11 protein-coding genes are annotated in these 13486 nt (G+C 66.2%); 2 read left to right on the top strand and 9 right to left on the bottom strand.

What is annotated here, in order from left to right; translation table 11 throughout:
* Positions 1 to 32: 32 nt before the first annotated feature.
* From ACSX1D_RS04985 to ACSX1D_RS04950, 8 genes are all read right to left on the bottom strand, one after another.
* Positions 33 to 791, bottom strand: coding sequence for an SDR family NAD(P)-dependent oxidoreductase (locus ACSX1D_RS04985; RefSeq protein WP_439861239.1), 759 nt, complete (start codon positions 789 to 791; stop codon positions 33 to 35).
* A 10-nt stretch (positions 792 to 801) separates the two neighbouring features.
* Positions 802 to 1569 (bottom strand): SDR family NAD(P)-dependent oxidoreductase, encoded by a 768-nt coding sequence (locus tag ACSX1D_RS04980; RefSeq protein ID WP_439861238.1) that lies wholly within the window; start codon positions 1567 to 1569, stop codon positions 802 to 804.
* Positions 1566 to 2951 carry an MmgE/PrpD family protein gene (locus tag ACSX1D_RS04975; RefSeq protein ID WP_439861237.1) on the bottom strand — a complete coding sequence of 462 codons (1386 nt, stop codon included), beginning with the start codon at positions 2949 to 2951 and terminating at the stop codon, positions 1566 to 1568. Before ACSX1D_RS04975 ends, ACSX1D_RS04980 begins: the two co-directional genes overlap by 4 nt.
* 93 nt (positions 2952 to 3044) lie before the next feature.
* Positions 3045 to 4070: a glycine betaine/L-proline ABC transporter substrate-binding protein ProX gene (proX, locus tag ACSX1D_RS04970; protein WP_208708754.1), complete on the bottom strand. Its 1026-nt coding sequence runs from the start codon at positions 4068 to 4070 to the stop codon at positions 3045 to 3047.
* Between the two features lie 69 nt (positions 4071 to 4139).
* On the bottom strand, positions 4140 to 5087 hold the full coding sequence (gene proW / locus ACSX1D_RS04965; RefSeq protein ID WP_439861236.1) for a glycine betaine/L-proline ABC transporter permease ProW: 948 nt from the start codon (positions 5085 to 5087) through the stop codon (positions 4140 to 4142).
* 54 nt (positions 5088 to 5141) lie between these two features.
* A complete protein-coding gene (locus ACSX1D_RS04960; RefSeq protein WP_208708752.1) occupies positions 5142 to 6314 on the bottom strand; it encodes a quaternary amine ABC transporter ATP-binding protein in 1173 nt (390 codons plus the stop codon).
* 364 nt (positions 6315 to 6678) lie between these two features.
* The gene (locus ACSX1D_RS04955; protein ID WP_439861235.1) at positions 6679 to 7494 is read right to left on the bottom strand and encodes a pyrroline-5-carboxylate reductase family protein; all 816 of its coding nucleotides are present in this window, start codon (positions 7492 to 7494) and stop codon (positions 6679 to 6681) included.
* A 148-nt stretch (positions 7495 to 7642) separates the two neighbouring features.
* Positions 7643 to 8323 carry a TetR/AcrR family transcriptional regulator gene (locus tag ACSX1D_RS04950; protein ID WP_439861234.1) on the bottom strand — a complete coding sequence of 227 codons (681 nt, stop codon included), beginning with the start codon at positions 8321 to 8323 and terminating at the stop codon, positions 7643 to 7645.
* A gap of 300 nt (positions 8324 to 8623) precedes the next feature.
* Here ACSX1D_RS04950 and ACSX1D_RS04945 point away from each other — a divergent pair, with 300 nt between their 5' ends.
* Together ACSX1D_RS04945 and ACSX1D_RS04940 are read left to right on the top strand one after the other, a co-directional pair.
* Positions 8624 to 10660 carry an FAD-dependent oxidoreductase gene (locus ACSX1D_RS04945; protein WP_439861233.1) on the top strand — a complete coding sequence of 679 codons (2037 nt, stop codon included), beginning with the start codon at positions 8624 to 8626 and terminating at the stop codon, positions 10658 to 10660.
* 605 nt (positions 10661 to 11265) lie between these two features.
* The gene (locus tag ACSX1D_RS04940; RefSeq protein ID WP_439861232.1) at positions 11266 to 12282 is read left to right on the top strand and encodes a Kelch repeat-containing protein; all 1017 of its coding nucleotides are present in this window, start codon (positions 11266 to 11268) and stop codon (positions 12280 to 12282) included.
* A 259-nt stretch (positions 12283 to 12541) separates the two neighbouring features.
* On the opposite strand, the gene ACSX1D_RS04935 is transcribed toward ACSX1D_RS04940, so the two are convergent.
* Complete coding sequence (locus ACSX1D_RS04935) at positions 12542 to 13483, bottom strand: DMT family transporter (RefSeq protein ID WP_439861231.1); 942 nt, start codon at positions 13481 to 13483, stop codon at positions 12542 to 12544.
* Positions 13484 to 13486 lie beyond the last annotated feature (3 nt).

The raw sequence follows: 13486 nt of genomic DNA, 5'->3' as shown, positions 1-13486 counted from the left end.
TCCGACACCTGGGGCATGCCGCGTACAGCGCCTCAGAACGGCAGGGGCAGCTTGGCGGTGCGGCCGCCGTCGACCACCAGGATCTGGCCGGTGACGAAGGCCGCCTCGTCGGAGGCGAGGAATACCACCGCGCCGCCGACGTCCTGCGGGGTGCCGGTGCGGCCGACCGGGTGCATGGCCAGCAGGCCCTGGCGGGCGCCGAGCGGGTCGGCCTGGACGTCGATGTAGGCGTTGCTCAGGTCCGAGTCGATCCAGCCCGGGGCGATGGCGTTGCAGCGCACGCCGTCGCGGCCGAGGTCCACCGCCAGGGCCCGGGTCAGGCCGTGGATGCCGGCCTTGGAGGCGCAGTAGGCGGCGTGCTGGGGGTTGGCGCCAAGGCCCTCGATCGAGCCGATATTGATGATGCTGCCGCCGCCGCGCTGGCGCATCTGCGCCAGCAGCTCGCGGGCCAGGAACACCGGCGCGCGCAGGTTGACCACCAGCATCCGGTCCCAGTCCTGCTCGCTCATGGCCTCGATCGGCTGCTCGAACATGAAGCCGGCGTTGTTCACCAGCACGTCGATGCCGCCGAGCAGTTCGGCCGCCGCCTGGGCGATGCGCAGCGGCGCGCCGGACTCGGCCAGGTCCGCCTCGACGAAGAACACATCCGGGTGATCCGCCAGCTCGGCGTCCAGTGCCTGGCGCTGGGCCACCAGCACCCGCGCGCCGGCGGCCAGCAGTTTCTCGGTGATGCCGCGGCCGATGCCACGGCCGCCGCCGGTCACCAGGGCATTTTTTCCTGTCAAAAGCATGGTCATCTCCTCAGCCCGAAACCGGCTTGGCACCGGTGACCTCGAGGGTCTCGCCGGCGATGTAACGCGCCTCGTCCGAGGCCAGGAAGGCGATCACATCGGCGATGTCCTCCGGTTCGGCGATGCGCCCCAGGGGCACGCTCTTGTTCAGCTCCTCGACCGCCTTGTCCGGGTCCAGGCCGCGGCGCTCGAAACCGCTGCGGATCATCGGCGTGTTGATTTCATGCGGGCACACGGCGTTGACCCGGATGCCCAGCGGCGCGCAGTCGCGGCCGAGGTTCTTGCTCAGCGCCGCCACCGCGCCCTTGCTGGTGCAGTAGGCGACATGCCCCGGCCCCGGGTAGACGCCCCACACCGAGGAGGTGTTGACGATGGCCGCGCCCTTGCGCCCCTTCATGTGTGGAATGGCGGCGCGGCAGATGTAGAACACCGCGTTGAGGTTCACGCCCATGGCGTCGAACCACATCTCGTCGGTGGTTTCCTCGATGGTGCCGCGGGGGATGATGCCGGCATTGTTGAGCACGATGTCGAGGCCGCCGAAGGCCTCCACCGCGGCGCTGACCAGCGCCTCGCAATAGCTCTTCTGCTTGAGGTCGCCGGCCAGGTAACTGACCTCGGCACCGAGGGCGCGGGCCCGCTCGGCAATGGCCGCACAACCCACCACGTCGCGGTCGGAGAGCATCAGGCGCGCGCCCTCGCGGGCGAACAGCAGGGCCAGGGCCTGGCCGACGCCGCCGGCGGCGCCGGTGATCAGGGTGACTTTCTCGGCGAACTTCATAGGGCGATCTCCATGAGCTGAGCGGCCTCGGGCATTGCCCGGGCGATGTCGGTGTGGAACAGCAACTCGAACAGCTCGGTGCAGTCGGCGCTGGCCGGCAGCGCGGCGACGGCCTGTTCGATGGCCTCCCGGCGCACCTGGTCCAGGCTGACGCCGGCGAGCAGGTGGAACTTGGCGCTGAACTCGGCCTGGCTCATGGCCGTGGCCGGGTCGCCCTTGGCCGCGGTGATCGGGCTGGCGAAGCGCTGGCCATCCTTGAGCGACACCGAGACCCGCGAGAGGATCTCATTGGGGAAGCGCGCCGACAGATCGTCGGCCTCGACGATCTCGATGCGCCGGCTGACGGCGAGGATGTCGGCAGCATGGATTGCCTCCCCGGTCACCTCCAGCGGGCCGACCTGGCCACGGGCGACCAGCGCCGCCAGCGGGAAGGCCAGGGCATACTGGGCCTCGTCGGCATTGGCCGGGGTGTGGCCCTGCAGGCGCATGGATTCGTGGAAGGTCTCGACCTGGATCTTCTCGATGGCCTCGCCGCTGATCTGCGGATGCGCGGCCAGCAGCGCAGTCATCGCGGTCAGGGCCGGCTGGGCCCAGCGGCACACCGGCCAGGGCTTGAAGTACTGGGCATCGATCTCCCAGCGCTGGCCGAGGTCGTGCCACTGGGCGGCGACCGCCGTGGTCTCGACCGTCTCGGCCGGCGCGCCGGTGACCCCGGCCTGGGCCAGCAGCAAGGCATTGAGCCCGGCATGGGCGCCGGCGCCGTGGGCGTCACGCAGCATCGAGGGATGATCGACCAGGCGCATCATCGGGCAGCGCGGGCCGAAGTACTCGGCGATGCCCAGGGCATGACGGAAGGTCTGCTCGTCGAGGCCGAGCAGGCGCGCGCCGCCACAGACCACGCCGAGCCCGGAGAACGAGCCGGAGGCGTGGTATTCCGGCGCGGTGGCCATCAGCGCGGCGCCGGCGCGCAGCGCCGTCTCGTAGCCGATGCACAGGGCGCTGAGCAGTTCCTCGCCACTGATGGCGCGGCCCTGCTCGCGGCAGGCGTCGACCAGCGCCAGCAACGCCGGCACCACGGTGGCGCCGGCGTGGCCCTTGGAGGTGAAGTGGCCCTCGTGGGCATCCAGGCTGTCGACGCTGAAGCCGCCGGCCCAGGCCGCGCCCAGGGGATGTACCGAGCGCCCGTCGAACAGCAGGCGGCTGGCCAGGGCACCGGCCGGGTAATGCTCGACCGCGTAGCCCTTGAGGGCCTGGCTGGTCTGGTTGTCGCGGGCGCCGGCGGCGACCCCGAGGATGTCCAGCAGGCAGGTCTGCAGCAGCGTGCGGGTGTGCTGCGGTGCCTGGCTGAAGGTGAAATCACGGACGAACGAATAGAGCGACATGCGCTTACTCCACAGGTCTAAGGCGGGTCGACAGGTAAAAAAAAGGCGCCCGTCAGGGGCGCCAATAAAGGTTCTTCACGCTGAGCCCTGGACTCAGTTGGCCGCGGCGCGGGAAGCGGCCAGCCAGCCGTCGAACGTCTCGCGGTGGGCGGCGACCCAGTCGGCGGCGTGACGCTTGATGTCGGCGGCGCTGCTTTCACCGTTCTGCATCTTCAGGTTCTGTGCGCTCTCGTCATCGGTGGTGATCTGCACCAGCGAGAGGAACTTCAGGGCGGCCGGATTCTCCTTGGCGAAGTCCTTGTTCAGCACTGCCTTGACCTCGTCCACGGCGAAGCCGAGGTTCTTGCCGGCGAAGCTGGTGTTGACGTCGTTGTTGCCGTCCGGCAGATCGGTGTGCGGCACTTCCAGCCAGACCACATCCTTGCCCTCGACCAGCACGCCGGCGATCCACTGCGGCACCCAGGTGAAGTAGAGGATCGGCTGCCCTTCCTTGTAGCGGGCGATGGTGTCGGCCATCAGCGCGAAGTAGGAGCCGCGGTTGTGGCTGACGCTCTGCTCCAGGTCGTAGGCCTTGAGGTGGTGGTCGATCACCAGCTCGCAGCCCCAGCCCGGGTTGCAGCCGGTAAGGTCGGCCTTGCCGTCGCCGTTGCTGTCGAACAACTTGGCGATCTCTGGCTTTTTCAGGTCGGTGAGGTACTTGATGTTGTGCGCCTCGGCGGTCTTCTTGTCGATCAGGTAGCCCTGCAGCACCCCGGGGATCACGTCGCCGGCCTTGACCAGCGTGTCGTCGCCGCCGACCTTTTGATAGAAGGTGTCGTGCAGCTTGTCCCACAGGTGCACGGAGAAGTCGGCATCGCCGTAGGACAGCGCCAGCATCATCGCCGCGTATTCGGTTTCCTTGGGTTCCTGTACCTCGTAACCCAGCTCGCGCAGGCCGGCCATGGCCACCTCACCGCGGAAGCGCTCCTCGGCGATGCTCGGGAAGATCGGCGTCACTTCCACGCCCTCGCCGGGTTTCTCGGCGCTCGCCGCCTGGCCATACAGCGGCAGCAGGCTCAGGGACGCCACGGCGGCGCAGTGCAGGACCTTCTGGGTGAAGCCACGCTTTTCGAAACTCATCGTCATCTACCTCTGGGTTTTGTTGTTCGTCGGGTATTTCGATTGGGTTCAGGAACCAGGCCTCAGGCCTCAGGCCTGGGCTTTGGCGGTTGCCGGGCGGCTGCCCAGCAGGCCCAGCAGCAGGCCGACGGGGCCGCTGTGGTACCAGCGCCGGCTGGGGTCGCTGCTGCGCTCGCCCATCGCCTGGGTCAGGCGGTCGAGGAAGATCGCCAGCAGCACCAGGCCGACACCGCCGACCGTGGCCAGGCCCATGTCCAGGCGGCCGATGCCGCGCAGCACCATCTGCCCCAGGCCGCCTACCGAGATCATCGAGGCGATCACCACCATCGACAGCGACAGCATCAGGGTCTGGTTGACGCCGGCCATGATGGTCGGCGCGGCCAAGGGCAGTTGCACGCGGCGGAGCATCTGCCAGGGCGTGCAGCCGAAGGCGCGGGCCGCCTCGATCTTGTCGTCCGGCACCTGGCGGATGCCCAGGTTGGTCAGGCGCACCAGCGGCGGCACGGCGAACACGATGGTCACCAGCACGCCCGGCACGTTGCCGATGCCGAACAGCATCACCACCGGCACCAGGTAGACGAAGGCCGGCAGGGTCTGCATGGCGTCGAGTACCGGCCGCACCACCTTCTCCAGGCGGTCGCTGCGGGCCGAGAGGATGCCCAGGGGCACGCCGATCAGGGCGCAGAAGAACACCGAGGTCAGCACCAGGGCCAGGGTGGTCATGGACTCCGACCAGACCCCGATCAGGCCCAGCAGGGTCAGGGTGACGGCGCACAGCAGGCCCATGCGCGGCCCGGCCATCTGCCAGCCGAACAGCGAGGCGAGGAGGATGCCGATGGTCGGCGGGATGCTCTGCAGGGTGAATTCGAAGCCGTTGAGCACCTGGTCGATCGGCCAGCGAATGGCGCGAAAGAAGTCGCGAAAGTTCTGCACCAGGTAGTTGAGGCTGCTTTCCACCCAGTCGCCCAGGGGGATGTTCAAGGTCTGGAAGGGATCGAGAAGGCTGAACTCTGACATCGTGGTTACCTATTCTGGGGTTCTGCGGCGCGTGCCGGCTCGACGGTCTGCCGCTCAGTGGCGACTCATGGTGTGCAGCAGCAAGCTCTTGGAAATGGTGCCCTTGAGCGCGCCGGCGTGGTCGATGACCGGCACCGGGTAAGGCACCTCGGCGACGATATCCAGCACGTCGTGCAGGGGCGTGTCGATGTAGATGGGCTGGTGGCAATCCAGCTTGAGCTGCTCGATCCGCGCGGAGTCGGCGCCGTCGCGCAGCTGCGCGGCGTCGACCACGGCGAGCAGCTGGTCCTGCTCGTTGACCAGGTAGCCGAACGGCACGCCGGCGGCGAAGGCCGGCACATGGCCGTTGACCCGGCACACCGTGGCCGGGTCCAGCGCGGCGACATCGCCGGCCTTGAGCACCCGCGAGCTGTCGAAGCCCTTGAAGAAGGCCTCGACATACTCGTTGGCCGGGTTGCACAGCAGTTCCTGCGGGGTGCCGATCTGCACCACCCGGCCGCCTTCCATGATGGCGATGCGATGGCCGATGCGGATGGCCTCTTCGATGTCGTGGGAGATGAAGATGATGGTGCGCTGCTGCTCGGCCTGCAGGCGGATCAGCTCGCCCTGCATCTCGCTGCGGATCAGCGGGTCGAGAGCGGAGAAGGCCTCGTCCATCAGCAGGATGGTCGGGTCATTGGTCAGCGCGCGGGCCAGGCCGACGCGCTGCTGCATGCCGCCGGACAGCTGGTGCGGGTAGCTGTTCTCGTGGCCGGCCAGGCCGACCTGGGCCAGGGCTTCGATGGCCCGGGCGCGGCGCTCCTGCTCGCTGATCCCGGAGATCTCCAGGCCGAAGGCGGCGTTGTCCAGCACGCTCATGTGCGGCATCAGGGCGAAGGACTGGAACACCATGCCCATTTCCTTGCGCCGCACGTTGGTCAGCTCCTTGTCGGAGAGCCCGGTGATCTCCCGGCCGTTGAGGTGGATGCTGCCGGAGGTCGGTTCGATCAGGCGGTTGAACAGGCGCACCATGGTCGACTTGCCGGAACCGGACAGGCCCATGATGACGAAGATCTCGCCGCGCTTGACCGAGAAGCTGGCGTCGAATACGCCGACCACTTGCCCGGTCTTCTGGAATATCTCGTTCTTGTCGGCGCCCTTGCGCAACATATCCATGGCCACTTCCGGCTGCGCGCCGAATACCTTGAATATGTTCTTGACCGAAAGTATCTCGTCGGCTTGGGTCATTGCGCCCTCTTCTTATCGATATATAAACGTGACCTTGGTGACGCCGCTCGGCGCTTTATCCAGGGCGAAGAAATCCCGCCAGCACGAACTCTTGGACAAGTTTCTGCCGACCCTTCAAATGGTCTGGATCACCGCGAATAGGCCCTTGGCGGCCGCCTGCTGGGCGTGCCGTCGGGGTGAGTCAAAGTTAGAGTTCGGGGGGCTGAGCGTCCAACGACATTTGTTCGGTCAAAACAATAACCTGATGTTATTGATTGACCGGACGGTCACCGGCGACAACCGGGCGCGACAAACGCGAAAGGCGGGAAACAGGCGCCCGGGCGGGCGCCTAAGTGATTGGCCGAACGAACGGCCGACGCAGATATTACTTACGCGGCGAATTATCGGCTTTCATGCGCTGGGCAGCCGCTTCGGCCGCCTCCAGACCGGCCTCGATGGCCTGCCTGAAACCGGCATCGAGCATGGCCTGCAGCCCGGCGGCGGTGGTGCCGCGGTAGTCGAGCATGGCCTGCACCATCTGCGCCGGCGGCATGCCGTCGCGGCCGAGCAGCTGGCTCGCGCCGACCACCACGCCACGCACCGCGTTCTCGGCCACCTGGCGCGGCAAGCCCCTGGCCAGGGCATGGGCCAGCATGGCCTCGGCCAGCAGCGCCGGATAGGCCGCGCCTGAGCCGGCCAGCCCGGTCAGGTAATCGAGATCGGCTTCGCTGGCCACTTCGTCGGCGCTACCGCAGGCCTCGAACATCGCCTGGGTGAAGGCCTTGTCGGCCGCCGTGACCTGCGCCGTGGCGAACCAGGGGGTGTAGCACTGGCCAATCTCCGCGGCGGCATTGGGCATGGCGCGGATGATGCGCCGGCTGCCGGTGCGGGCGATCAGGGTATCGACCGAGACCCCGGCCATGAAGGAGATGACCAGCTTGTCGGCGGCCTCGATATGCACATCGGCGAACTGCTCGGGACGCACCGACAGCACGATGATCTCGGCCAGTTGCGCCAGTTGGCGGTTGTCCTGGGTCAGCCGGACGTCGGGCCAGGCCGCGAAGCCCTCGACCCGCCCGCTGCGGCTGGAGAGGATCAGCCCGGCCGGCGCCAGCACACCCTTTTCGAGCATGGCGCCGCCGATGGCGCGCCCCAGCCAGCCGCCGCCACCGATGATGCCGAGCGTGATTGCCTGTGCCATTTCTCCTCCCCTGCGGCGCAAGGCCGTTCATTCAAGCAAGGGCAACGCCAGGGGCCTGCCCCTCCCTGGTGGATGGCTACGGCCATCCACCCTACGTATCTGCGCCCCCGTAGGGTGGGCAACGCCGAAGGCTTGCCCACCATGGCGCTTAGGTGTGCAGCGGGCCCTTCGCCGCCAGGGCCACCAGGGTCGGTGCCTGCACCGCATAGCCGTGGCGGGCATAGAAGCGCTCCAGCTCGCGGGGCTGCGGCGGCTGGCCGGTGAAGATCTTCACGTACTCGGGAATGCGCTGCATGCGTGTCAGGGCATCCTCGTGGGTGTTCATGCTGATGTAGCCGATCTGCGTCAGGTAGGTCGAACGGGCCCGCACGTCGGCGCTCATGCCGTCGAAGCCGAAGCGCTCGAACATGCCGCTCAGGGCGGCCAGGCGCGCCTTGTCGGCGACATCGACCTCCTCGGCCACCCTGGGCTCCTGCAACGCCCAGCTGCGCACGGCGAACTCGAACTGGGAATCGAACAGGGTTGGGTTCAACCAGCAGTCGAAGACGTTGAGGATGGCCTCGGCGATGCTTTCGGCATAGGCGTCCGCCTGGCTGACCAGGTTGCCGGTGTTCTTCGCCCGCCAGCGCTCGATCAGCGCCTCCAGCAGCTCATCGCGGTCCTTGAAGAACCAGTAGAAGCTGGTGCGCGACAGGTTCAGTTTCTTCGCCAGCGGCTGGATACGCACGGCCTCGACGCCGGACTCGACCAGGCTGTCATAGGCCGCCTGCAGCCAGCCCTCGGCAGAACCGCGCCAGCCGCTCTCGGGGGATTTCGTCGGTGTGCTCATGGGCCGATGCTAGCGGCCGCTCCCCCGCGGCACAAGCGCAATGTCCACTAACGTTGATAAAAGCGACAGCTATGTACATTTAAGCCGCCTCCTGCCACTGCCTGGATATTCCAACAAACGACAGTCAGCAGGCTTAAACCTGCCTTTAACCGATGATCAGCACCACCGCGAGCGACACCAGATAGTCGAGAGCGACATCGGCGGCCCGCGTAAATGTACATAGAGGATCATTAAATAGACACTCATGTACATTAATCCCGAACGCCGACCCGAGTTCCTTCTCTGCGTGGAGCCCAGACCATGTCCAACGACCCGCTTCTCCAGCCCTACCAGCTCAAGCACCTGACCCTGCGCAACCGCATCATCACCACCTCCCATGAGCCGGCCTACCCCGAGGACGGCATGCCCAAGGCGCTGTACCGCGCCTATCACGTCGAGCGCGCCAAGGCCGGCGTGGCCCTGACCATGACCGCCGGCTCGGCCGCGGTGTCGCGGGACAGCCCGCCGGTGTTCAACAACATCCTCGCCTACAAGGATGAGGTAGTGGGCTGGATGAAGGACCTTACCGACGAGTGCCACGAGCACGGCGCCGCGGTGATGATCCAGCTGACCCACCTGGGCCGGCGCACCCGCTGGGACAAGGGCGACTGGCTGCCCGTGGTGTCGCCTTCGCACAACCGCGAGGCGGCGCACCGCGCCTTCCCCAAGCAGCTGGAAGACTGGGACATCGAGCGCATCATCAAGGACTACGCCGATGCGGCGGAGCGGATGCAGGCGGCCGGCCTCGACGGCATCGAACTGCAGGCCTACGGCCACTTGATGGACCAGTTCTGGTCGCCGCTGACCAACGAACTGGATGCGCCTTATGGCGGCTCGCTGGACAACCGCCTGCGCTTCACCTTCGACGTGCTCAGCGCCATTCGCCAGCGCGTCGGCAACCAGTTCATCGTCGGCGTGCGCTACACCGCGGACGAAATGCTCAACGGCGGCCTGAACGCCGATGAAGGCCTGGACATCTCGCGCCGGCTCAAGGCCAGCGGCATGGTCGACTTTCTCAACGTGATTCGCGGGCACATCGACACCGACGCCGGCCTGACCGACGTGATTCCGATCCAGGGCATGGCCAGCTCGCCGCACCTCGACTTTGCCGGACAGATCCGCGCGGCCACCGACTTCCCGACCTTCCATGCCGCGAAAATTTCCGATGTCGCCACGGCGCGCCATGCCATCGCCTCGGGCAAGGTCGACATGATCGGCATGACCCGCGCGCACATGACCGACCCGCACCTGGTGCGCAAGCTGATCGAAGGCCGCGAGCAGGACATCCGCCCCTGCGTCGGCGCCAACTACTGCCTCGACCGCATCTACCAGGGCGGCGCGGCCTACTGCATCCACAACGCCGCCACCGGCCGCGAAACCAGCATGCCCCATGAAATCCCCAAGGCCGCCACGCGGCGCAAGGTGGTGATCATCGGCGCCGGCCCGGCCGGCCTGGAAGCGGCCCGGGTCGCCGGCGAACGCGGTCATCAAGTAGTGCTGTTCGAGGCGGCCAACCATGCCGGCGGTCAGGTGCGCCTGACCGCGCGCAGCCCACGCCGGCGCGAGATGCTCGGCATCATCGACTGGCGCATGGAGCAATGCACGGCGCTGGGCGTGGAGTTCCGCTTCAATACCTGGGCCGACGCCGAGACCGTCCGCGCCGAGCAGGCGGACGTGGTCATAGTCGCCACCGGCGGCTTCCCCCACACAGAGATCCTCAGCGCGGGCAACGAGAACGTGGTGTCGGCCTGGGACATCATCTCCGGCGACGTCAAACCCGGCAGCAATGTGCTGCTGTTCGACGACGCCGGCGACCACGCCGCCCTGCAGGCCGCCGAGCTGATCGCCCAGAGCGGCGCCAAGCTGGAGATCATGACCCCCGACCGCGCCTTCGCCCCGGAAGTCATGGCGATGAACCTGGTGCCCTACATGCGCTCGCTGCAGAAGCTCGACACCACCTTCACCGTCACCTACCGCCTGTCCTCGGTGGCGCGCGACGGCGACGGCCTGCTGGCCGAGATCGACAGCGACTACGGCGGTGTGCGCAAGCAGCGCCGGGTCGACCAGGTGGTGGTCAACCACGGCACCCGGCCGATGGACGAGCTGTATTTCGAGCTCAAGCCCTACTCGCGCAACCTCGGCGCGGTCGAGTACGCCGACCTGATCGTCGGCCAGCCGCAGACCCGCGACGACAACCCGGACGGCGAGTTCCAGCTGTTCCGCATCGGCGACGCGGTGGCCGCGCGCAACACCCACGCCGCCATCTACGACGCCCTGCGCCTGGTTAAGGACCTCTAGGCGCCTGGCCTAACGGGCCACCAGACACCATGAGCACATGACGATCGGACCGTCATGTGCCTTTCTTCCTCGCAGGTTGCCCTCGCCCCTCCTATCTCGCCCACGCCCTCCGGCAGCAGGTAGCTGACCTGCTATCGCGGGCCGAGCGCGAATATCCAACTCTCGATAGTTGGCAAGCAGTACGGCCCAGAGCACGAGCAGCATCGGCATACGACGACCTTCGGCTTGACCCCGTTGCAGCCTGGCAAAACCGGCACCTCAGCCAACAGCAGTCGAATACTGTTGAATGCGCGAACTGCCTCAGCACCGACCGGCAATACTGGGTCTTTCGTGCATGGCGCATCACTTTCTTGATGCCCCCGCTGGCGCCCCAAACAGGCAAGGAACACCCAAGGCGAAAAGAAATGTCACCCTAAAAACGGTGCGTCTAACCCACCAACTGGCGTCTAATTTTAGTTACGGGCTGCATACGGAATAGTTGTTCAGCAAAGCAACTGCGCTCCAGCACAACGACTGGCGGGCTACGACACAGCAAACTCCGCGCATGCCAGAACCACCACTCAATACGAAAGCCATCGTGCTCTCAACCGAGGAGACTAGCGACCATGCGACAGTCGATAACTGGCTCATTGAGCGCCATTTATTTAACAGGAGCCATGCTTCTCAGCGGTACGGCGGATGCACAATCTGTTTGGTCAGACGCGGCACCATTGCCCTCGCCACGACAGGAAATTTACGCCACTACGCACAACCAGATGATTTTCACGGCCGGCGGGCTTGGAGAAGGGGCTTCTGCCGTACGGAACGAATTTAACGCGTTTGATCCGCAGGAAAATCGCTGGCTGGAGCTGGCCAGGCTGCCCGCCCCTCGCCATCACGTCACCCTGTCAGCACTGGACGGCGCAATTTACGCAGTGGGCGGTTTTTCCGGCGCGTTCCCAAACTGGAAATCGGAAAGCTCGGCCTATACCTACGACCTCGAGACAGGTAAGTGGAGCACGCTCCCATCTCTGCCTGTTGCACGAGGTGAGCATGTCGCGGCGGCGGTAGATGGAAAAATCTACGTAATTGGCGGACGGGTCGGAGGAACACCGAACGCAGCTCATTACAAGGATCACCGCGATACGGGTCGCGTCGATGTTTTTGATACAGCCAACCGAACCTGGTCGCGCGGTATCGACGCGCCAACTGCGCGAAACAGTGCGGCGGGTGTGGTAATTGGCGACAGAATCTACGTCGTGGGTGGTCGCCAGTATCTTGAGTCGAACGGCAACGCAGTCAATGTGAACGTGGCAGCGCTCGAGGTCTTCAATACAAAGACCGGGCTGTGGTCAGTAAAGGCGCCGATGCCGAGGGCTGCGGGTGGCATCGCCGCAACCACACTCGACGGAAGACTCTACGTTTTCGGCGGTGAGCAGTGGACCCCGACCAAGGAAGTGCTCGCCAATAGCTGGGTTTATGATCCGTCTGCGGATGCCTGGAAAGCCTTGCCAGACATGAAGACGCCACGACATGGGGCGGCGGCCGGCGCTATCGGTGATCGCATATTCGTTTTCGGTGGGGCGACCAAGATCGGTGCAGGCGACGTGGCTATAAACGAGGCGTTGGCGGTAAAACCCTAACCAGACAGTGACTCCTGATACCTGTGGAGCGGTAATCCCCACAAGTAGATGAAGAATCGCCTTTCAAGCCTGTCGTCAGTGCGGTTGCACTCGTATGTCCGGCCTGTTCTGTGCGCTATCGCCCTGGCCACTCTGTAGCTCGCTCTACGCTGGAAAAATCGAAGCCTGTGCGGCCAATGCAAGGCAGTGAGCTGAATAGAAAAGCCCCCGAACTTCGGGGGCTTTTTTCGTAAGGCGATGGGCCTCTGGGCCGAGGGCACTACAGCCCCTCGCCCGGCTCCTCCGCCACAGGTACCGGCACCAAGGCAGGCTCCGGCAGGGTGCCGCCCTGGCGCGACAGGATGATCGCCGCGATCACCACCAGCAGGCCGCCGCCGAGCATGCCGGCGCTGATCTGCTCGCCGATCAGTAGCACGGCGATGGTCACCGCCACTACAGGCTCCAGGGTGGACAGGGTGGAGGCCGCGGACGGGCCGATCAGCGGCGAGCCGGCGAGGAAGAAGGCCACCGGCAGGATGGTGGCGAACAGCGCCAGGCCCAGCATCGACCACCAGGCCGACACCCCGGACGGAGTACTAGCCCCCCAGAACAGCGCGGCCACGGCGAAGGTCAGGGCGCAGCCCAGCAGCACCATGGCCGCCGAGGCCAGGGGTTGTTCGTGGCGGATGCTGTGGGTGCCGTAGACGATGGCCGCGCCGTAACTCAGGGCGGAGAACAGCGCCCAGAGCACCCCGGTCAGGTTGCCGCGCAGGCTCAGGCCGGTCGCCAGCAGCACGCCGCCCAGGGCCAGCACCAGGCTGAGCAGTTTCAGCGCACTGGTACGCTCGCCCAGGTAGGCGATGGAGATGGCGGTGACGAAGGCCGGAAAGGAGAACATCAGGATCACCGCCAGGCTCACCGAGGTGCTGCGACTGGCGGTGTAGTAGCCCAGAGCCGCCAGCCCGTAGCCGATGCCCACCAGCAGGTTCTGCCCGGCCAGGCGCCCGCGCGGCAGGCGTATGCCGCGCAGGCGCAGGAACAGCAGCAGGATCACGGCGGCGATGGCAAAGCGCACCAGCAGCAGGCCCACCGGGTCGGCGCCGCCGGCATAGGCGTATTGGGCGAACAGCGGTTGCAGGCCGTAGCAGAAGGCCGACAGCAGCACGAGGAAGAAGCCCCGGGCGTAGCCATCGTTCAGGACCAGGGGAGACGCACTGTGCATGAT

This window comes from Pseudomonas sp. MBLB4136 (assembly GCF_051904765.1).
In the GTDB taxonomy this organism is placed as follows: domain Bacteria; phylum Pseudomonadota; class Gammaproteobacteria; order Pseudomonadales; family Pseudomonadaceae; genus Aquipseudomonas.
Note: the sequence above shows the minus strand (reverse complement) of the source record. Positions and strands in the feature narration are given on the sequence as shown.

Coding starts and splice junctions, on each gene's coding strand:
- ACSX1D_RS04955 (WP_439861235.1), bottom strand. CDS start 7,494: ATGGCACAGGCAATCACGCTCGGCATCATCGGTGGCGGCGGCTGGCTG.
- ACSX1D_RS04935 (WP_439861231.1), bottom strand. CDS start 13,483: ATGCACAGTGCGTCTCCCCTGGTCCTGAACGATGGCTACGCCCGGGGC.
- ACSX1D_RS04980 (WP_439861238.1), bottom strand. CDS start 1,569: ATGAAGTTCGCCGAGAAAGTCACCCTGATCACCGGCGCCGCCGGCGGC.
- ACSX1D_RS04950 (WP_439861234.1), bottom strand. CDS start 8,323: ATGAGCACACCGACGAAATCCCCCGAGAGCGGCTGGCGCGGTTCTGCC.
- ACSX1D_RS04975 (WP_439861237.1), bottom strand. CDS start 2,951: ATGTCGCTCTATTCGTTCGTCCGTGATTTCACCTTCAGCCAGGCACCG.
- proX (WP_208708754.1), bottom strand. CDS start 4,070: ATGAGTTTCGAAAAGCGTGGCTTCACCCAGAAGGTCCTGCACTGCGCC.
- ACSX1D_RS04960 (WP_208708752.1), bottom strand. CDS start 6,314: ATGACCCAAGCCGACGAGATACTTTCGGTCAAGAACATATTCAAGGTA.
- ACSX1D_RS04945 (WP_439861233.1), top strand. CDS start 8,624: ATGTCCAACGACCCGCTTCTCCAGCCCTACCAGCTCAAGCACCTGACC.
- ACSX1D_RS04985 (WP_439861239.1), bottom strand. CDS start 791: ATGCTTTTGACAGGAAAAAATGCCCTGGTGACCGGCGGCGGCCGTGGC.
- ACSX1D_RS04940 (WP_439861232.1), top strand. CDS start 11,266: ATGCGACAGTCGATAACTGGCTCATTGAGCGCCATTTATTTAACAGGA.
- proW (WP_439861236.1), bottom strand. CDS start 5,087: ATGTCAGAGTTCAGCCTTCTCGATCCCTTCCAGACCTTGAACATCCCC.